Origin of the sequence: Streptomyces sp. SAI-135, from assembly GCF_029893805.1 — a bacterium.
In the GTDB taxonomy this organism is placed as follows: domain Bacteria; phylum Actinomycetota; class Actinomycetes; order Streptomycetales; family Streptomycetaceae; genus Streptomyces.
The window spans coordinates 3013566-3032433 of sequence record NZ_JARXYP010000002.1; the positions used below are offsets into that span (position 1 = coordinate 3013566).

Consider the following 18868-nt stretch of genomic DNA (forward strand, 5'->3'; position numbering starts at 1 on the left):
CTCAGACGCGCTGCCACAGGCCCGGGGCGAGGGAGGGCTGCCAGGCGGTCTGCGCCTGGTGGGGCTGGAGGCACTCGTAGGAGACACCGTCGAGGGTCACCCGCGCCCCGACCTCGTACACCCGGCCCGCGGCCCAGGAACCCTCCTGGCCGTCCTCCGGGGCGGGGGTGCCGCTCTCGCTCGTGCTGGTCGTCAGCGTCAGGCCGTAGGTGCTGAGCACCGGGTTAATCGGCTGGTAGAAGGTCGTGCCGCCGCTCGTGCAGTCACCGGAGCCGCCGGACGTGACGCCCTGCGCCTGGACGCCCGAGATGTACGAGCCGCCGGAGTCGCCGGGCTCCGCGCACACCGTCGTACGGGTCACGCCGTCGACGGTGCCCTCGGCGTAGTCGACGCTGGTGTCGTGCTGCTCGATCGTGCCGCAGTGCCAGCCCGTGGTGGAACCGGACCGGCACACCGCGGCACCGGCCAGGGCCTGCACCGAGCCGGCGGTCTGCACGTCCTGACCGCCCTCGCCCTTGACGGCCGGCGTCGCGGTCCAGTCGCTGTTGACCCCCACCCACGACATGTCCTGCCCGGGGAACACCGACGCCTGGAAGGTCCCCTGGGCGACCTGGTTGAACCCGGTGGTCTTCGCCCCCGCCTTGCCGCAGTGACCGGCCGTGGCGAACCCCTGCTGGTCGCCCTTGGTGACGCTGAAGCCCACGGAACAGCGGGCCGTGTCGTCGATGTAGAAGGCGTCACCGCCCCGGATGTCGTACAGGGCGCGCGGCCGGTCGGCCGACACCTTGACGTCCACGAGGGCGCTGTCGACACCGGCGGCCTCGACGAGCGCGTCCGCGGCGGCGCGGCTGGTCGCCTGCAGCGTCACCCGGTTGGTGCGTACGTCGACGTAGCGGACCGGTGTCCGAAGGCCCTTGCCGGTCACGGCGCGGTCCAGCTTCGTCTTGGCCGCCCTCAGGTTCGCCAGCGGGTTCTCGACGACCACCGCCCGCGCTCCGCCGGCCTCGATGGCGGGGCTGTCCGCCACGTCGGTGCTCGCGACGGTCAGGTCGGCCGAGGTGGCGCCGCTCACCCACGCTCCCGCGAACCGCTTGCCCAGCGCGTTCTGGAGCCGGCCGGCCCGGGTGCCCGCCTCGGCCTCGTTGACCAGGCGCGTCCTGGCCTGTGCCTCGGTCAGGCGCAGATCGCGCTGCATGGCCCGCAGGACCGCGGGTGAGGGGCGGTTCGCGCCCAGCGTCTCGGCGGCGGAGGCCGCGGGAATCGGCGCGGGGGGCTCGACGGCCGCGGCCGCGGGCAGCCCCGTGAGCACGAGTGCGCCGAGTACCGTCAACGCGGCACAACCGGCTGAAACGTGTCTGTGGGCCATCAGGCGTCTCCTCGGGTGGGGGTACGAAAGGTCTCGAATCCCTAGGTTTCGCCGAAAGAAGATCAAATGATGTCCGTTTCGCGCCCGTTCCGCGCATCGGACGACAAGAAGGGGCCGCCCGGCCGAGCAGAGGATGCTGCCGGGCCGCCGCACCGGGTACGTCAGACCGGCTCCAGGCCGGGAACGCCCGCCTCCGTCACGAAGGACGCGGCGGTCGAGATCGGCGCACCCGGGGTCGTCACGGCGGACACCGTCCTGAAGTCGGCCCGCGCCTTCTGCCGGTCGAGGGTGACCCGGACATAGCCGCGGCGCCCGTCGTAGAACTTCAGATGCGGGTTGGCCTTGAGGTACGTGTCCCAGGTGGCGGGCCTCTCGGCGCCGTCCCGCCCGCTCGCGACCGAGGTGGCGGCGAACTCCGTGCCCAGGGTCCTGGAGGCCGGGTCGTCGAAGTCGTCCTTGATGTCGAAGGCGTACCCCGCGTGCAGGTCCCCGGTCATCACCACCAGGTTCTCGGCCCCGGCGGACTTCGCGCCGTCGAGGACCCTGCGGCGCGAGGCCCGGTAGCCGTCCCAGGCGTCCATGGACATCTGGGGCTCCGCGGTGAGGTCGAGCTTGCGCTGGGAGAAGCAGACCTGTTGCGACAGCACGTTCCACAGGGCCTGCGAGGTACGCCAGCCGTCGATCAGCCAGCTCTCCTGCTCCGCCCCGGTCATGGTGCGCGCCGGGTCGTCCTGGAGGGGGCCGCCGGTGTGCTTGGTGCTCGCGTACACCTGGTCGGAGCGGTACTGCCGGGTGTCGAGGACGTCGATCTGGGCGAGCGTGCCCCACTGGAGCCGGCGGTAGAGCCGGGCGTCGGGGCCGTTCGGCAACTGTGCGGCGCGCAGCGGCTGGTTCTCCCAGTAGGCCCGGTAGGCGGCGGCGCGGCGCAGCAGGAACTCCTCCGGCGGGTCGTCGTTCTCGCTGACGGCGCCCGCGTAGTTGTTCTCGGTCTCGTGGTCGTCCCAGGTGACGACGAAGGGGTGTGCCGCGTGCACCGCCCTGAGGTCCGGGTCGCTCTTGTAGAGGGCGTACCGCAGCCGGTAGTCCTCCAGCGTCATGGCCTCGCGGTTGAAGAGGGCGGGCAGCTTGCGGTCGGTGTAGGCGCGGTGGCCCCCCACGGAGTTGACGGCGTACTCGTACAGGTAGTCGCCGAGGTGGAGGACCACGTCGACGTCGTCCTGGGAGAGATGGCGGTGTGCCGTGTAGTAGCCGTCGAAGTAGGCCTGGCAGGAGACGGCGGCGTAGGAGAGCGAGGCGGCCGCGGCGGTGGTGAGCGGCGCGGTGCGGGTACGGCCCGTCGCGCTGATCCAGGTCCCGGTCCTGAAGCGGTAGTAGTACACCCGGTCGGGCTCCAGGCCGTCGACGTCGACGTGCAGGGTGTGGTGGTACTCCGGGTAGGCGATGGCGGCACCGCTGCGCACGGGGGCGGCGAATGTCTCGTCGGAGGCAAGCTCCCACTGGACGGTGACGTACTGCTGGGGCAGGCCGCCGTCGGGCTCGAAGGGGGCGGGGGCGAGCCGGGTCCACAGCAGCACGGAGTCGGGCAGCGGGTCCCCGGAGGCCACGCCGAGCGTGAAGGGGTCGCTGTCGATCCGCGCCGCGTCGAGTTCGCGGGAGCCGGCCGCACCCCGGGCCGGCAGGTGGGTGCCGAACGCGAGAGCGGCGGCCGCCGCGGTGACCGTGAGAAACCGCCGGCGGCCCAAGTGCCGTGCGGCGGCGCGCAGTTCGGGGTGGTGTCGCGAAGCCAAGGGGGCTCCTCCCGCGGTTGATCCGGCAACGAACCGCTAACCAGACAATGATCAGATTTCGGACATGCCGTCCGGAGCGCCGGTTAACCTGTGCTCATGCCTCGCTACGAATACCGCTGCCGCACCTGCGGAGACACCTTCGAGCTCAGCCGCCCCATGGCCGAGTCCTCCGCCCCCGCCGACTGCCCGGCCGGCCACGACGACACGGTGAAGCTGCTGTCGACGGTGGCCGTCGGCGGCTCGGCGTCCGCCTCGGCCCCGGCGCCCCAGGCGGGCGGCGGCGGTGGGGGCGGCTGCTGCGGTGGCGGCTGCTGCGGCTGACCGCCGTACGGAAAAACAGCTTCAGGCTGCCTTCAGGTCCGCTTCCCTAGCGTGGGCCCATGTCAGCCATCGACTGGGTCCACGGCCTCATGGACACCCTCGGCGCGCCCGGCGCCGGGGTCGCCATCGCCCTGGAGAACCTCTTCCCGCCCATCCCGAGCGAGGCGATCCTGCCGCTCGCGGGCTTCGCGGCGAGCGCCGGCCGGATGAGCCTGGTCGCCGTGCTGCTGTGGACGACGGCGGGCTCGGTGGTCGGCGCCCTCGCGCTCTACGGCGTCGGCGCGCTCCTCGGCCGGGACCGCACGGTGGCACTCGCGGCCCGGCTGCCCCTGCTCAAGGTCTCGGACGTCGAGCGGACCGAGGCCTGGTTCCTGCGGCACGGCACCAAGGCGGTGTTCTTCGGCCGGATGATCCCGGTCTTCCGCAGCCTCGTCTCGATCCCGGCCGGCGTCGAACGCATGCCGCTGCCCGTGTTCCTGGCCCTGACCACCCTCGGCAGCGCCCTGTGGAACACGGCGTTCGTCCTCGCGGGCCACGCCCTGGGCGCCAACTGGACCCAGGTCACCGACGTGGTGTCCGCGTACTCGAAGGTCGTCCTCGGGGCCGCCGCACTCGCGGTCGTGGCGTTCGTCGCCGTACGACTGCTGCGGCGGCCCTCCTCTACAGAGGCGTCCGAGCCGTCCTGAGCAGCTCCCGCAGGATCCGCTCCCCCGCCAGCACGCCCCGCTCCGGCAACGCGCTGATCGCCGGAGCGGTCCAGTTCTCGTCCGCCAGCTCCCCGTGCCCCGGCCGCCAGCCCCGGTCGGCCGCGAGCAGCAGGTCGGCGTCGAGCAGGGAGTCGCCCGCGGCCAGCGTCAGGCCGGCCCCGGTGCGCCGGGCCACCTCGCGCACGGCCGCGCTCTTGGTGAGCGGCTTGGGGACGGCGTAGATCTTGCGGCCCTGGAGGGAGACGGTCCAGCCGCGGCTCTCGGCCCACACCGCGAGCTCCTTCACCCAGTCCTCGGGCAGCAGTTCGCGCTCGACGACGAGGTAGGCGAAGAGGTCCTCGGCGACGCGGTGCTTGCGCACCCACAGCGGGTCGGCCGTCTTCTGGAGGTGCCCGGTGATCTCCTCCAGCGGGGCGCACTCGTCGGCGAGGCGGGCCATGACCTGCGCGTGCCAGTCGAGGTCGGTGACGCCGTCGACCAGCAGATGGCCGCCGTTCGCGCAGATCGCGTAGGCGGGCGGCGGGCCGGGCAGGTTGATGCGCTGGTACTGCTTGCGGGTCCGGGTCGTCGTCGGCACGAACACCGCCGCGTCCCCGAGCTCGCAGAGCAGTCCCGCCGCGGCCTCCGTCAGGTAGGAAAGCGGTCTGCTCTCGTGCACCTCCACGCAGAGCAGCCGGGGCGCCCGCGCGTCCGGCATGGTCAGCGCGAGGGCGGCGGCGGAGTAGATGAGCGTGCGGTCGAGGTCGCTGGCGACCAGCACCGGGGCCTGCGTGGCCATCAGACCGACACCGCCTTGCCGTCGGCGCCCGTCGCGCCCCGCGTGTACTTGGGGTGGATCAACCCCACGCAGGTGTACGGGAGTTCGGCGACCTCTTCGACCGGGACACCTCGCTGCTCGGCCAACAGGCGTACGTGCGCCAGGTCCGCGCCCGCACCGGCCCTCGCCAGGATCTTCCAGGGCACCCGCCGCAGCAGCACCCGGGTGGTCTCGCCGACCCCCGGCTTGACGAGGTTGACGTCGTGGATGCCGTACTCCTCACTGATGCGCTCGACCGCGGCCCAGCCCTCCCAGGTGGGCTCGCGGTCCCCGGCCAGCAGTTCCTTCACGGTGGCGTCGACGGCGTCCACCACCTCGGGGAAACGGGCGGCGACGGCGTCCAGGAAGTCCACCGACACGTCGGCACCGGCGAGTTCGCGGTAGAACTTCGCGCCGTGGAAGTCGTGCGGGCCGACCAGGTCGGCGCGCAGGACCGTACGCGAGATCAGGCCCGACACGGTGGAGTTGAGGCAGGCGGAGGGGATCAGGAAGTCCTCGCGGGTGCCGTACGTCCGCACGCACGAGCCCGGGTCGGCGAGGACGGCGATCTCCGGGTCGAAGCCCGTGGGGCCGCCCTCGGCCTCGAACCGCTCGATGGCTTCCGCCAGTTCGCGGGTGATCGCGCCCTTGCCGGTCCAGCCGTCGACGAAGACGACGTCGGCGGGGTCGTGGTGGGCGGCCAGCCAGCGCAGGGCGTTGGCGTCGATACCGCGGCCGCGGACGATCGAGACCGCGTAGTGCGGCAGTTCGAGACCGTGGCGGAACCGGGCCCAGCGGCGCATCAGGACACCGACGGGCGTGCCGGCGCGGGCGAGGGAGACGAGGACGGGACGGGGCGAGCGCTCCTGGAGCACGATCTCCGTGACGGCGCCGACGGCCTGGGCCAGCCGCGCGGCGGACTCCTCGAGAGCCGTCCGGAACAGCTCCTGGTACTGCTCGCTCGGCTGGTACTCCACGGGCAGCGACTCCGCATAGTGCGCGCCGCCGCTCTGGATGGCCTCCTCGCGCTCCTCGGTCGGCGCCTCCAGCGTGACGTCCGAGAGGTCCTGGAGCAGCCAGCCGACCTCCTCGGGGGCGTACGAGGAGAAGGCGGGGCCGCGGAGGGGCTCGGGGAGCATGGGGGGCCTTTCGGGGGTGTGGCTGGGGACGACGGCGAGGACGACCTGCCGGCTGTGCGCGGCGAGTTGGGCCAGGAGGCCGTCGGGGGCGTGCAGTTCGGGGGTGTCGGCGGCCGAGTCGACGACCGCGATCACCGCGTCGAAGCCGGCGCCGGCGACGTTGTACGCGTAGCGGTCGCCGGGGCCGTCCGCCGGGTTGTCGTGGGCCGGGAAGGTCAGGCGGGTGCGGATCGCGTAACCGGGGTCGTCCACCGCGAGCACCGGGGAGCGGGTGGTGGTGGAGTAGGTCACCTCGACGTCCTGCACGACCTGTTCGAGCTCTCGGGCGAGTCTCAGCGGGGCGTACATCAGCTCTTCGAAGCCGAGGATGTGCACGCGGCGCGCGTCTCGTGGGAGGGCTTCGGCCAACCTGGCGGTCATCGCGGGGAGTTCGGATTCGAGGCGTATTCGGTGTGCCGGGGTGAAGCCGTGGCGGCCGCCGTCGGGGAGGCCTCGGGGCCACGAGAGGTCTATGCGGTTGATCGCCGGGTGCGGGTGCGTGGGGGCTTGTCGCGCCCACGCGGCGCCGGCCGCAGATTCAACACAGCCCCGCGCCCCTGGGCGGGACACCTCATACCTTGCTACAAGGTCCTGGCCCTTTTCCAGAACGCCCTCCGGCAGCTTTACGGTGCCCGACACCGTCGCCACCAAGTCCACTCTCGCGTTGATTTCCCGCGCGAAGTCCACCAGACGACTCGCGTCCTGCGGCGACCTCATGTCCACCAGTGCGACCACGACGTACCGGTCCCGGGGATACCGGCCGTGCACATCCCTGATCGTGTTCAGGACCGTGTTGCCCGTCGAGAACTCGTCGTCCACGAGGACCAGGGGGCCGTCACCGGCCAGCAGGTCGGGGTTCTCCGGCAGCAGGAGGTGGGACGTGGCGTGGGAGTGGGACTCCTCGAAGCCGCCCGCGGGGGCCACGCCGGGTACCGGGCGGCGGGTGGAGTGCAGGTAGGGGGCGAGGGCGACGCCGTCGGCGACGGAGTGGCCGAGGCCCGTCGCCGTCTCCGCGTAGCCGAGGACGACCGCGCGGGCCGCCTCCTCGTCGCCCAGGAGGTCGCGGACCCGGCGGCCCAGGGCGAAGCCGTGGCCGTAGACCACGGAGGGTGACTGCGGGACGTGTTTGCCCAGCACGTTGGAGACCAGCAGATGGGCCCGCTTGGGGTTGCGGCGCAGGGCCAGTCCCAGCAGGTCGGTCAGCCGGTCGTCGCCGACGAGTTCGACGCCGAGCCGGTCGGCGACCCATGTCCCCGACCAGACCCGGTCGTTCACTGCCTTGTTCATGCGTCCCTTGGTGTTCACGGATGATCAGCCGGAGATTCCGGCGGCGAGCAGTTCCACGAAGCCGATGTCCTCGTTGGCCACCCCGAAGACCTCGGCGCGCAGCAGGGTCCGCTCGGCCCAGGCGCGGTGCGGCTTCACCTCGTTCATCTTGTTCGTGTACTGCGACCGCAGCACCCCGCCGCCACCGCGCTCGGGCCGCAGGATGTCCTGCGCGTCGCTGAACTCCTCGTGGCTGACCACGGACAGCGCGTGCACGGGCAGCACGTGCGAGGGGTGGATGCAGGTCTTGCCGAGCAGGCCGTTGGCCTGGTCGAGGGTGATCTCGCGCAGCAGGCCGTCCATGGCGTGCTCGATGAGCGCCTCGCGCAGTTCCTCGGCCTGGCCCTCCAGGAAGGGGCTGCGGCGCAGCTGCGGCTTGAACATGCGCTCCTGGACCCGGAAGTACTCCCAGACCGGCCCGGTGACGGTGAAGCCGGTGCCGTCGGCGCGGCCCAGCATGTTCACCACGTCGGCGATCACCGAGGCGACGATCTGGACGTCCCAGGCGGTCATGTCGGGGGCGCGGCGCAGGCCGTAGGAGGAGCAGAAGTCGGTGACGCCGAGGCGCAGCGCCAGGACCCGCTCGCGGTACTTGTCGACCGCGCGGGCGATGCCCTCCAGGGTCTCTACGCGCGTCTCGCGGTAGAGGAGCTCCGGGGACTCCAGCACCGGCATGGCGAACAGCCGGTGGCCGCTCGCGACCTCGGCGGCGGAGAGGGCCTCCAGGAAGGGGATGCCGCGCTCCTCGGTGAACTTGGGGAGCACGAATCCGGACAGCAGCCGGACCGCGGGACCGAGCCGTCGTACGAGATCGGGTATCTGGTCGGGGGTACGGACCCGGATGAACAGCAGGGGCAGGTCCACCCGCCGCTCCGCGAGGTCCGTGAACTGCCGGACGAGGTTCTCCTCACCCTCGGCGACGTCCTCGTCACCGATGGAGTCTTCCAGGCACAGCACCATCGAGACCACGCCGCGCCCGGTCTGCTTGACGATGTCGTCGGCGAGCCGCGGCCGCGTGGCCGGACTGTACAGCGTGGCGCCCAGAGCCGCCGAGAGCAGCCGGGCCGGGGAGTCCGAGGTGAACTCGCAGGGCTCCTGGTGGAAGAGGCGCTGACGCACCTCAGGGGCGATGTGCCCGAAATGACGCATATGACTCCCCCGTGGTAGCTGTGACACCTGTAAAGGGTTCACAGGTGGCCGGTAATAGTACGTAGGTACCCATGTCCGAGGTTCCCACCGGGCATGAATTTCAGGTAACGCAGACAAACACGGCCATGTCGACGCCGGTACGACATGAACCGGTATCCCGTACCCCCGCGTTGTCGTGACCAGGACCGAGAGGGCAGGATGACCGCATGACGCACGCCATGCTGAAGGGGTCGAACGTCCCGCTGGAAGCCACCACGGTACGCGCCGTGCTGCGCTGGGCGCCCGGGCAGGGGGTCCCGGTCGTCGATGCCTCGGCGCTCCTCCTCGGCCCCGACGGTCGTGTGCGATCCGACGAGGACTTCGTCTTCTACAACCAGCCCCGGCACCCCTCCGGGAAGGTCTGGCTCCTCGGCAAGAAACGCCTCGCCGAGGGTCCCACCGACACGATCCAGACAGATCTCGCCGGTGTCGAGCCCGAGGTCAGCCAGATTCTCCTGGTCGCGTCGGTGGACGACACCTCCGTGGAGGACGCCGCCTTCGGCCGCGTGCAGGGCCTGTGCATCCTGCTGTACGACGCCTCGGTCGCCGACGGCGAGCCGCTGGTCTCCTTCGACATCAAGCCGGAGACGGGCCAGGAGACGGCCCTGATCTGCGGCGAGCTGTACCGCCGTGGCGAGGGCTGGAAGTTCCGCGCCCTGGGCGAGGGCTACGTGGAGGGCCTTCAGGGCCTGGCCACGGACTACGGCATCGTGGTGGACGAGTCCGACTCCGCCGAGACCCCGCCGCAGCCGGAGCCGGCGTCCTTCCCGCTGCCCCCGGAGCAGCCGGCGGCCCAGTCGGCCACCTCGGTCCCCACGCAGGCGGCCTACGGCTACCCCCAGCCGACGACTCCCCCGGCGACAGTCCCCGCATCGGGCTACGGCTACCCGCCCCCGGTACCGGTCGCGGCAGGCGAGTTCCGCATGCCTCCCCAGGGCCCGCAGTTCATCGGGCGGTAGGGAGATCCACCCGGGCGGACGTCACCGGTCGGCCTTCGCCTTGTAGCCCCGCCCCCACTGCAGCCCCCATCCGTACAGCCGGTCCAGCTCGCCCTGGAAGCCGTACACGAACTGCACCTCGCGCCGTACGACGAGCTCGCCCTTGACGTTCTCGATCATCACCACCGCGCACGACCGGGCCTGCGGGTGCCGCTCGTCGAGGCCTATCTCGATGCGCGGCCCGTTGCTCGGGTACAGCGTCACGATGGCGTGCGTACGGTCGAACGCCGGCGTCTGGTCGTAGATGTACACGAACACCAGCAGCCGCTTGATCTGGTCCCGGTGGTCGAGGTTGACGTACATCGTCTCGCCGGACGCCGACCCGAACCGGTCGTCCCCGCTGAGCTTCACGTACGGCGGGGCGTTGACGTCGCCGAGCAGTCCGCCGAGGGGCTGTACGACCCCCTTGGTGCCGTCGGCGAGCTCGTACAGGCACCCCAGGTCGAGGTCGACGTTGACCATGCTCTGGCTGTGCCCGAGGACCTCCGGCGGCTTGAGCGCCTTGAAGGGGTGCCGCAGCAGCGACTCCCGCTGTGAGCCCCCGATGTCGGAGGTCCGCATCCGCCAGGTCAGGTTGATGCGGAGGTTCCCGGTCGCCGCGCCCTGCTTGGTGAGCGAGACCCGGTTGTGCCGCTTGGTCAGTTCGATCGCGTTGCTGGCCGCGCTGCCCGAGTCGAAGTCGACCTCACGGCCGCCCCGGAGTCCGTCCAAGAAGCCCATTCCCGCCCCCATGTCCACTGTGGAGAAGCCGGCGGGGCGGCCGGAGACCGGCCGCCCCGCTCAGAGCGTTCCTCACCCGGAAGGGTGTCACACCCCGGACGAGACCTCAGTCTTCTCGTCCGAGCCCGCGGCTTTTCCCTCGGCGGCCGCCAGCGCCCTGTTGCGGCGCACCGAGGACCAGAAGGACCAGCCGATCAGGATGACACCGACCATGCCGGTGATGAGCTCGTGGATCTCGTACTGGATGGTGACCATGAGGATCACCGCGAGGGCGCCGATCGCGTAGTGGGCGCCGTGCTCCAGGTAGACGTAGTCGTCGAGGGTGCCCTGGCGGACCAGGTACACGGTGAGCGACCGGACGTACATCGCGCCGATGCCGAGGCCGAGCGCCATCAGGACGATGTCGTTGGTGATGGCGAACGCGCCGATCACCCCGTCGAAGGAGAACGAGGCGTCCAGGACCTCCAGGTAGAGGAACATGAAGAACGCGGCCTGCCCCGCCAGCTTGATCGCCGACTTGGGCTTGCCCTCGCGTTCGGCCCGTTCCTCCTCCTCGTGCTCGCGCTCCTCCTCCTCTTCGAGTTTGTCCTCGAAGTAGCCGGAGAGACCACCGACGATCATGTAGGTGATCAGGCCCGCGACACCGGAGATCAGGACCGTCTGTGCCTTGTCGACATGGGTGCCGCCGTGCTGGTGGGCCTGGGTGGCGAAGGTGAAGGCGGTGATCAGCAGGACGATCAGCGCGATGCAGACCGACAGCATGTCGACCTTGCCGAGCTTGGCCAGCGGCCGCTCCAGCCAGGCCAGCCACTTGATGTCCCGGTCCTCGAAGATGAAGTCCAGGAAGATCATCAGCAGGAACATGCCACCGAACGCGGCGATCGCCGGGTGCGCGTCGGTGACCAGCTCCTGGTAGTGGTCCTTGTTGTTGAGCGCGAGGTCGACGGCCTCGATGGGCCCCATCTTGGCGCTGATCGCGACGATCACGACGGGGAAGACCAGCCGCATGCCGAACACGGCGATCAGGACACCGATCGTGAGGAAGATCTTCTGCCAGAAGGCGTTCATCTTCTTCAGGATTCCGGCGTTGACCACCGCGTTGTCGAACGACAGGGAGATCTCGAGGACGGAGAGGATCGCCACGACGCCGAAGCCTTCCCACCCCCCGTAGAAGACCGCAGCGACCAGGCCGAGCGCGGTGACCGCGAACGACCAGCCGAAGGTTTTGAGAACCACTGGCTACCCAATCCGTACGTGTACGGGGTTCCCCCGTGCCGCACTCGGCTTTACGAAACTTTGAAGCGAAGTGTAGTCGGGTACCCCCGAAGCCCCACCAGGCCCCGGCTTTTGCTCATATCGCGCTATGAGACGTTGACTCCGAAGTCCAGGGCGATGCCCCGGAGCCCCGACGCGTACCCCTGTCCGACCGCCCTGAACTTCCACTCACCCTGGTAGCGATAGAGCTCGCCGAAGATCATCGCGGTCTCGGTGGAGGCGTCCTCGGAGAGGTCGTAGCGGGCCAGCTCCTGGCCGTCGGCCTGGTTGACCACGCGGATGAAGGCGTTGCTGACCTGACCGAAGGTCTGGCCGCGGTTGTCGGCGTCATGGATCGACACCGGGAAGACGATCTTGTCGCACCGGTCCGGCACCTGGGAGAGGTCGACCAGGATCGACTCGTCGTCGCCCTCGCCCTCACCGGTGAGGTTGTCGCCGGTGTGCTCCACCGAGCCCTCCGGGCTCTTGAGCTGGTTGTAGAAGACGAAGTACTCGTCACCCAGGACCCGCGCGCTGCTGCACATCAGGGCGCTGGCGTCGAGGTCGAAGTCGGCTCCGGTGGTGGAGCGCGCGTCCCAGCCGAGTCCGACCATCACCTGGGTGAGGTTGGGGGCGGCCTTGGACAGGGAGACGTTTCCTCCCTTGGCGAGCGTGACGCCCATGTGCTGTTCCCTCCCCGAGAGTGTGCTGCTGTGCTGTACCTGCACGTCCGGCGCCGCACTCAAACGGTGCGACGCCGGACGGGGGACCAGGGGATGGTCCTAGACGTTGACGCCGAAGTCCTGGGCGATACCGCGCAGGCCCGAGGCGTAGCCCTGGCCGATGGCGCGGAACTTCCACTCCGCGCCGTTGCGGTAGAGCTCGCCGAAGACCATGGCGGTCTCGGTGGACGCGTCCTCGGAGAGGTCGTAGCGGGCGATCTCGGCGCCGCCGGCCTGGTTCACGACGCGGATGAACGCGTTGCGCACCTGGCCGAAGGACTGCTGACGGTTCTCGGCGTCGTAGATCGAGACGGGGAAGACGATCTTGTCGACGTCGGCCGGGACGTTGGCCAGGTCGACCTTGATCTGCTCGTCGTCGCCCTCGCCCTCACCGGTGAGGTTGTCGCCGGTGTGCTCGACCGAGCCGTCCGCGCTCTTGAGGTTGTTGAAGAAGACGAAGTTCGCGTCGCTGGCGACCTTGCCGGCCGCGTTCAGCAGCAGCGCGCTCGCGTCCAGGTCGAAGTCGGTACCGGTCGTGGTGCGGACGTCCCACCCCAGACCAACGATGACCGCGGTCAGGCCCGGGGCCTCCTTGGTCAGCGATACGTTGCCGCCCTTGCTGAGGCTGACTCCCACGAGTCCTCCATAGGTTTGCTGTTTGAAGATGCTGCCGGATCAACGATTCGATCCTAGTGACGGGTTCCCGGCACACGCAGTCCCTGGAGGCGAACAATCACAGGGTGTCGAGCGCCTTCACGTACTCGTTCAGGTCGCGGGCGTCCGGCAGGGCGTTGACGACGGTCCAGCGGACCACGCCCTCCTTGTCGATGACGAAGGTGCCGCGCACCGCGCAGCCCTTGTCCTCGGCGAAGACGCCGTAGGCACGGGAGACCTCGCCGTGCGGCCAGAAGTCGCTGAGCAGCGGATACTCCAGGCCCTCCTGCTCCGCGAAGACGCGCAGGGTGTGGATGGAGTCGTTGGAGACGGCGAGCAGCTGGGTGTCGCGGTCCACGAACGAGGGGAGGTTGTCACGCAGCTCGCACAGCTCACCGGTGCACACGCCGGTGAAGGCGAAGGGGTAGAACAGCAGCACGACGTTCTTGCTGCCACGGAAGTCGGACAGCTTCACGGTGCGGCCGTGGTTGTCCTTGAGCTCGAAGTCGGGGGCCTTTTCGCCGACCTGGATCGCCATCGCGCGGATGTCCCTTCGGGGGCTGTTCGAGTGACGCGTCCACCCTACGCAGCGATCACCGCGGGACGGCGGACGGGCCGGTCGCACCGGCCCGTCCGCTCCTCCTGGCTACTTCTTGGACTTGGCCGCCTTGGGCGTCACCAGCCGGCTGCCACTCCAGTCCTTGCCCACACTGACGCTCTTGGAGGCGGACAGGCCTGCCGTCGTCGCGGCTTCGGAGATGTCGCTCGGCTCCACGTAGCCGTCCCGGCCGGTCTTCGGCGTCAGCAACAGGATCGAGCCGCCCTCCTCGATGTACGTGGTGGCGTCCACCAGCACATCGGTCAGGTCGCCGTCCTCGTCACGGAACCAGAGCACCACGGCATCGGCGACGTCGTCGTAGTCCTCGTCCACAAGGTCGCTGCCGATGACTTGCTCGATGGCCTCGCGGAGTTCCTGGTCTACGTCGTCGTCGTAGCCGATCTCCTGGACCACCTGCTCGGGCTGGAACCCCAGCCTCACGGCAGGGCTCGTCTCCGCGTGGTCCGCGGTCGCGCTCACGGGGTGCCTCCTGATCTTGGTCTTTGGGTATGTCTCAGCCACGCGCGTGCGCGAAGCGTTGGCCGTAGTCCACACGGGCGGGGCGGATCGCGCAAGTACCCGGCGTTTCAGACGGCCGAAACGGTGACGTTCCGGAACGTGTCACCCCAACTCCAGGCACATCATCGCGGTCACGTCGTGACGCATGCCACACCTTTCTGCCCTCTTTGCGTGTTTGGGAACCATACCCGGGTACAGGACCTCGGGTTACCCCGGAGTAGAGATGACGTTTGGCCCCCCGAGGTACACGATGGGGAGCGGTGCAGACATACAGAAATACGGCCCTCTGACAGGTAAGGAACAGCGTGGCTTCCGGATCCGATCGCAACCCGATCATCATTGGCGGCCTTCCGAGTCAGGTTCCTGACTTCGATCCCGAGGAAACCCAGGAGTGGCTCGACTCCCTCGACGCCGCCGTGGACGAGCGCGGCCGGCAGCGGGCCCGCTATCTGATGCTGCGGCTCATCGAGCGGGCCCGCGAGAAGCGCGTGGCCGTGCCCGAGATGCGCAGCACGGACTACGTGAACACCATCCCGACCGGGGCCGAGCCGTTCTTCCCGGGCAACGAGGAGATCGAGCGCAAGATCCTGAACGCCACCCGGTGGAACGCGGCCGTGATGGTCTCGCGCGCCCAGCGTCCCGGGATCGGCGTCGGCGGCCACATCGCTACCTTCGCCTCCTCGGCGTCCCTGTACGACGTCGGCTTCAACCACTTCTTCCGCGGCAAGGACGAGGGCGACGGCGGCGACCAGGTCTTCTTCCAGGGCCACGCCTCCCCGGGCATCTACGCGCGCGCGTTCCTGCTCGACCGCCTCAGCGAGGACAACCTCGACGCGTTCCGCCAGGAGAAGTCGAAGGCTCCGCACGGGCTGTCCTCGTACCCGCACCCGCGCCTGATGCCGGACTTCTGGGAGTTCCCGACCGTGTCGATGGGCCTCGGCCCGATCGGCGCGATCTACCAGGCGCGGATGAACCGCTACATGCACGCGCGCGGGATCGCGGACACCAGCAAGTCGCACGTGTGGGCGTTCCTCGGCGACGGCGAGATGGACGAGCCGGAGTCGCTCGGCCAGCTGACCATCGCCGCCCGCGAGGGCCTCGACAACCTGACCTTCGTCGTCAACTGCAACCTCCAGCGCCTCGACGGCCCGGTGCGCGGCAACGGCAAGGTCATCCAGGAGCTGGAGTCGGTCTTCCGCGGTGCCGGCTGGAACGTCATCAAGCTGATCTGGGACCGGACCTGGGACCCGCTGCTCGCCCAGGACCGCGACGGCATCCTCGTCAACCGGATGAACACCACCCCGGACGGCCAGTTCCAGACCTACGCCACCGAGTCCGGCGCCTACATCCGCGACCACTTCTTCGGCGACGACCACCGGCTGCGCGCCATGGTCGAGAACATGACCGACGACCAGATCCTGCACCTGGGCCGCGGCGGTCACGACCACAGGAAGATCTACGCGGCCTTCAAGGCGGCCGTGGAGCACACCGGCCAGCCGACCGTCATCCTCGCCAAGACCGTCAAGGGCTGGACGCTGGGCCCCAACTTCGAGGGCCGCAACGCCACGCACCAGATGAAGAAGCTGACGGTCGACGACCTCAAGGGCTTCCGTGACCGGCTGCACCTGCCGATCTCCGACAAGGAGCTGGAGTCGGGCGCGCCGCCCTACTACCACCCGGGCCGGGACTCGGAGGAGATCCAGTACATGCACGACCGCCGGCTGGGTCTCGGCGGTTACGTCCCGACGCGTGTCGTGCGCGCCAAGCCGCTCGCGCTGCCGGACGACAAGACGTACGCGACCGTGAAGAAGGGCTCCGGGCACCAGTCGATCGCCACGACGATGGCCTTCGTACGGTTGCTCAAGGACCTCATGCGGGACAAGGAGCTCGGCAAGCGGTTCGTGCTGATCGCGCCGGACGAGTACCGCACCTTCGGCATGGACTCGTTCTTCCCGAGTGCGAAGATCTACAACCCGCTCGGCCAGCAGTACGAGTCCGTGGACCGTGAGCTGCTGCTCGCGTACAAGGAGTCGCCGACGGGTCAGATGCTGCACGACGGCATCTCGGAGGCGGGCTGCACCGCCTCCCTCATCGCCGCGGGCTCGGCGTACGCCACGCACGGCGAGCCGCTGATCCCGGTCTACGTCTTCTACTCGATGTTCGGTTTCCAGCGCACCGGTGACCAGTTCTGGCAGATGTCGGACCAGCTGGCGCGCGGATTCGTCCTGGGCGCGACCGCCGGCCGTACGACGCTGACCGGTGAGGGTCTTCAGCACGCGGACGGGCACTCGCAGCTGCTCGCCTCGACCAACCCGGGCTGTGTGGCGTACGACCCGGCGTTCGGGTTCGAGATCGCGCACATCGTGCAGGACGGTCTGCGGCGGATGTACGGCCCGGACAGCGAGGACGTCTTCTACTACCTCACCGTCTACAACGAGCCGATCCAGCACCCGGCCGAACCGGAGAACGTCGACGTCGAGGGCATCCTCAAGGGTGTGTACCGGTTCTCCGAGGGCACCTCGGGGTCGATCCCGGCGCAGATCATGGCGTCCGGTGTGGCCGTGCCGTGGGCGGTCGAGGCGCAGAAGATCCTCGCCGAGGAGTGGAACGTCAAGGCGGACGTCTGGTCGGCGACGTCCTGGAACGAACTGCGGCGCGAGGCCGTGGCCTGCGAGGAGTACAACCTGCTGCACCCGGAGGAGGAGCAGCGGGTGCCGTACGTCACGCGGAAGCTGGCCGGTGCGCAGGGTCCGTTCGTGGCCGTGTCCGACTGGATGCGGGCGGTTCCGGACCAGATCGCGCGGTGGGTGCCGGGCACGTACCAGTCGCTGGGCGCGGACGGGTTCGGCTTCGCGGACACCCGGGGGGCGGCGCGGCGGTTCTTCCACATCGACGCGCAGTCGATCGTGGTGGGCGTGCTGACGGAGCTGGCGCGGGAGGGGAAGGTGGACCGGTCGGTGCTGAAGCAGGCCATCGACCGGTACCAGTTGCTGGATGTCTCGGCGGCCGACCCCGGTGCGGCGGGGGGCGACGCGTAGTTTCCCGCGCCCCTGAGGAGCGGAAGGGCGGTGGGCTCGGTGGCTCACCGCCCTTCACCGTTTCTCTACGATGCGGACATGGAGGAACAGTCGGCGCAGGTCCGTTGGGAACAGCACACGCAGCGGCCCCTTCTGGCGCTCGCGGTGCTGTTCGCCGTCGCCTATGCCGTGCCCATCGTGGACACCTCGGCGGGACGGTCGCTCACGGCGTTGTGCACGGTGGTCGAATGGGTGGTGTGGGCGGTCTTCGCCGTCGACTACCTCATGCGGTTGTCGTTGTCGCAGGACCGGCGCGGTTTCGTACGGCGGCACTGGCTGGACCTGTGCGCCGTGGTGCTCCCCCTCATACAGCCCCTGCGTCTGCTGCGCCTGGTCTCCACGCTGCTGCTGGTGGGGCGGCGGGCGCGGATGGCCTCGCAGATCCGGGTGACGACGTATGTCGCCGGCGCGGTGGTGGGGCTGCTGATGTTCGGTTCACTGGCGGTGCTGTCGGTGGAACGGGACTCCCCGAACGGGAACATCCGGACGTTGGGTGACGCGGTGTGGTGGTCCTTCACCACGATGACGACCGTGGGCTACGGCGACCACGCCCCGACGACCGGCCTGGGCCGGATGATCGCGGTGGGCCTGATGCTCTCCGGCATCGCCCTGCTCGGTGTCGTCACCGCGAACATCGCGGCCTGGTTCATCGAACGCTTCGAGAAGGACGACGTGGAGGAACGAGAGCAGACGGAGGCGATCAGAGCCCTGACAGAGGAAGTAAGGGCCCTGCGAGCCGAAGTGGCAGCCCTGCGCGAGACGTCCGTCGGAAGCTGACGAAAACTCCGCCAGAGCGGGGCGCCGACCCGCAGTGGGATGACCAGAACCCCGGGCGCAGGACGCGGCCGCCTCATGGCGAGCCCGCCGCAGATGATCGCAACGGGGGCGAGGACGAGACCTCGCACGAAGGACCAGTGCTCGCGCGGATACCGCCCCGTCAAGAAGACGGCCCCGAAGCCGCACAGCCGTCGGCCGACATGAGGGACTGTCACCGGGAGCGTGTCGATGGCGCCCAGTACGAAGGCAACCAGGGCCGGCCAGGCACGGTTGCCGCCGCCCGACCAGGTACGGCCCATGGCGAGCCGGCCCGCTCCCTCACCGAGCCGTCGGCCGACATGAGGCGGGCCCCCGGTCGTCCCACCGGGGGCCCTTCCCTCACGCGCCCCGGGTCAGAACATCCCGCTGCCCGGGGCGGCCGCTCCGACGAGCCAGATGATCGCCAGGAGCGTGTCGATGGCGCCCAGTACGAAGGCGACCAGGGCCGGCCAGGCACGGTTGCCGCCGCCCGACCAGGTACGGCCCATGGCGAGCCACCCGCAAACCATCGCGACGGGGCCCAGGATGATGCCCAGGACGAAGAAGCCCGCGATTGCGCAGATGACTCCGATGATTCCGAGCGTCGCGCGATCCGGCCCGCTCCGTGACCACGTCCGGCCACGTGATCGGGGGTACCTGCGCGTTCCGTGTCCGAAGCCCGCCATCATCAACTCCCTGACACCCTTGGTTGGTTGGGTTCGTCTCGGGTTCAACGATGCGAGTACCCCGGTCCCCGGGGTTAATCCTCCGGCCTTGCGGCGCGCCGCCCCCCTCCGGCAGCGCGCCGCAGCGCCGTCCGCCCTCCGCGGCTCACCAACCTGCCGTGCGGAGGGCTTGACTT

The 18868-nt window shown here is 69.7% G+C and carries 17 protein-coding genes; 5 read left to right on the forward strand and 12 right to left on the reverse strand.

All coding sequences use genetic code 11. The annotated features are described in order from the left end of the window. Position 1: 1 nt before the first annotated feature. Positions 2–1366 (reverse strand): carbohydrate-binding protein, encoded by a 1365-nt coding sequence (locus M2163_RS18090; RefSeq protein WP_280894472.1) that lies wholly within the window; start codon positions 1364–1366, stop codon positions 2–4. Positions 1367–1527: 161 nt separating this feature from the next. Further along, the gene (locus M2163_RS18095) at positions 1528–3153 is read right to left on the reverse strand and encodes an alkaline phosphatase D family protein (protein ID WP_280894473.1); all 1626 of its coding nucleotides are present in this window, start codon (positions 3151–3153) and stop codon (positions 1528–1530) included. Between the two features lie 96 nt (positions 3154–3249). Between M2163_RS18095 and M2163_RS18100 the strand changes: the two genes are divergently transcribed. Both M2163_RS18100 and M2163_RS18105 read left to right on the forward strand, forming a co-directional pair. Further along, positions 3250–3474 (forward strand): zinc ribbon domain-containing protein, encoded by a 225-nt coding sequence (locus M2163_RS18100; RefSeq protein ID WP_053850450.1) that lies wholly within the window; start codon positions 3250–3252, stop codon positions 3472–3474. A gap of 59 nt (positions 3475–3533) precedes the next feature. Further along, the gene (locus M2163_RS18105) at positions 3534–4160 is read left to right on the forward strand and encodes a DedA family protein (protein WP_280894474.1); all 627 of its coding nucleotides are present in this window, start codon (positions 3534–3536) and stop codon (positions 4158–4160) included. Here the strand turns inward: M2163_RS18105 and M2163_RS18110 are convergent. The 3 genes from M2163_RS18110 to M2163_RS18120 are packed head-to-tail and all read right to left on the reverse strand — an operon-like array spanning position 4135 to position 8630. Continuing rightward, entirely contained in the window at positions 4135–4959 is an 825-nt protein-coding gene (locus M2163_RS18110) for an HAD family hydrolase (protein ID WP_280894475.1), read from the reverse strand. The two genes, M2163_RS18105 and M2163_RS18110, sit on opposite strands and share 26 nt — an antisense overlap. Continuing rightward, positions 4959–7442, reverse strand: a complete 2484-nt coding sequence (locus M2163_RS18115; protein ID WP_280894476.1) for a phosphoribosyltransferase — start codon at positions 7440–7442, stop codon at positions 4959–4961. The genes M2163_RS18110 and M2163_RS18115 overlap by 1 nt, the downstream gene beginning before the upstream one ends. Before the next feature lie 24 nt (positions 7443–7466). Further along, a complete protein-coding gene (locus M2163_RS18120) occupies positions 7467–8630 on the reverse strand; it encodes an HpcH/HpaI aldolase/citrate lyase family protein (RefSeq protein WP_280851752.1) in 1164 nt (387 codons plus the stop codon). A gap of 206 nt (positions 8631–8836) precedes the next feature. Here M2163_RS18120 and M2163_RS18125 point away from each other — a divergent pair, with 206 nt between their 5' ends. Then, positions 8837–9628, forward strand: coding sequence for a TerD family protein (locus M2163_RS18125; protein WP_280851751.1), 792 nt, complete (start codon positions 8837–8839; stop codon positions 9626–9628). A gap of 21 nt (positions 9629–9649) precedes the next feature. Here the strand turns inward: M2163_RS18125 and M2163_RS18130 are convergent, their stop codons facing one another. From M2163_RS18130 to M2163_RS18155, 6 genes are all read right to left on the reverse strand, one after another. Further along, a complete protein-coding gene (locus M2163_RS18130) occupies positions 9650–10387 on the reverse strand; it encodes a Tellurium resistance (RefSeq protein WP_280851750.1) in 738 nt (245 codons plus the stop codon). Between the two features lie 87 nt (positions 10388–10474). Then, positions 10475–11623, reverse strand: a complete 1149-nt coding sequence (locus M2163_RS18135; RefSeq protein ID WP_280851749.1) for a DUF475 domain-containing protein — start codon at positions 11621–11623, stop codon at positions 10475–10477. 125 nt (positions 11624–11748) lie between these two features. Further along, entirely contained in the window at positions 11749–12324 is a 576-nt protein-coding gene (locus M2163_RS18140) for a TerD family protein (protein WP_280894477.1), read from the reverse strand. Positions 12325–12423: 99 nt separating this feature from the next. After that, complete coding sequence (locus M2163_RS18145) at positions 12424–12999, reverse strand: TerD family protein (RefSeq protein WP_053850726.1); 576 nt, start codon at positions 12997–12999, stop codon at positions 12424–12426. Positions 13000–13096: 97 nt separating this feature from the next. After that, positions 13097–13555: a peroxiredoxin gene (locus tag M2163_RS18150; RefSeq protein WP_037721052.1), complete on the reverse strand. Its 459-nt coding sequence runs from the start codon at positions 13553–13555 to the stop codon at positions 13097–13099. A 108-nt stretch (positions 13556–13663) separates the two neighbouring features. Then, positions 13664–14095, reverse strand: a complete 432-nt coding sequence (locus tag M2163_RS18155; RefSeq protein WP_020116104.1) for a DUF3052 domain-containing protein — start codon at positions 14093–14095, stop codon at positions 13664–13666. Positions 14096–14439: 344 nt separating this feature from the next. On the opposite strand from M2163_RS18155, the gene aceE reads away from it, so the two are divergent. Together aceE and M2163_RS18165 are read left to right on the forward strand one after the other, a co-directional pair. Next, complete coding sequence (gene aceE / locus M2163_RS18160) at positions 14440–17172, forward strand: pyruvate dehydrogenase (acetyl-transferring), homodimeric type (RefSeq protein ID WP_280851747.1); 2733 nt, start codon at positions 14440–14442, stop codon at positions 17170–17172. Positions 17173–17250: 78 nt separating this feature from the next. Then, on the forward strand, positions 17251–17988 hold the full coding sequence (locus tag M2163_RS18165) for a potassium channel family protein (RefSeq protein ID WP_280851746.1): 738 nt from the start codon (positions 17251–17253) through the stop codon (positions 17986–17988). Between the two features lie 392 nt (positions 17989–18380). Here the strand turns inward: M2163_RS18165 and M2163_RS18170 are convergent, their stop codons facing one another. Beyond that, a complete protein-coding gene (locus M2163_RS18170; RefSeq protein WP_280894478.1) occupies positions 18381–18695 on the reverse strand; it encodes a small hydrophobic protein in 315 nt (104 codons plus the stop codon). Positions 18696–18868: the final 173 nt, after the last annotated feature.

What these genes read in the sequence shown, in the direction of transcription:
- M2163_RS18090 (WP_280894472.1), bottom strand. Translation starts at nt 1,366, where the DNA reads ATGGCCCACAGACACGTTTCAGCCGGTTGTGCCGCGTTGACGGTACTC.
- M2163_RS18100 (WP_053850450.1), top strand. Translation starts at nt 3,250, where the DNA reads ATGCCTCGCTACGAATACCGCTGCCGCACCTGCGGAGACACCTTCGAG.
- M2163_RS18105 (WP_280894474.1), top strand. Translation starts at nt 3,534, where the DNA reads ATGTCAGCCATCGACTGGGTCCACGGCCTCATGGACACCCTCGGCGCG.
- M2163_RS18110 (WP_280894475.1), bottom strand. Translation starts at nt 4,959, where the DNA reads ATGGCCACGCAGGCCCCGGTGCTGGTCGCCAGCGACCTCGACCGCACG.
- M2163_RS18115 (WP_280894476.1), bottom strand. Translation starts at nt 7,442, where the DNA reads ATGAACAAGGCAGTGAACGACCGGGTCTGGTCGGGGACATGGGTCGCC.
- M2163_RS18120 (WP_280851752.1), bottom strand. Translation starts at nt 8,630, where the DNA reads ATGCGTCATTTCGGGCACATCGCCCCTGAGGTGCGTCAGCGCCTCTTC.
- M2163_RS18125 (WP_280851751.1), top strand. Translation starts at nt 8,837, where the DNA reads ATGACGCACGCCATGCTGAAGGGGTCGAACGTCCCGCTGGAAGCCACC.
- M2163_RS18130 (WP_280851750.1), bottom strand. Translation starts at nt 10,387, where the DNA reads ATGGGCTTCTTGGACGGACTCCGGGGCGGCCGTGAGGTCGACTTCGAC.
- M2163_RS18140 (WP_280894477.1), bottom strand. Translation starts at nt 12,324, where the DNA reads ATGGGCGTCACGCTCGCCAAGGGAGGAAACGTCTCCCTGTCCAAGGCC.
- M2163_RS18150 (WP_037721052.1), bottom strand. Translation starts at nt 13,555, where the DNA reads ATGGCGATCCAGGTCGGCGAAAAGGCCCCCGACTTCGAGCTCAAGGAC.
- M2163_RS18165 (WP_280851746.1), top strand. Translation starts at nt 17,251, where the DNA reads ATGGAGGAACAGTCGGCGCAGGTCCGTTGGGAACAGCACACGCAGCGG.
- M2163_RS18170 (WP_280894478.1), bottom strand. Translation starts at nt 18,695, where the DNA reads ATGATGGCGGGCTTCGGACACGGAACGCGCAGGTACCCCCGATCACGT.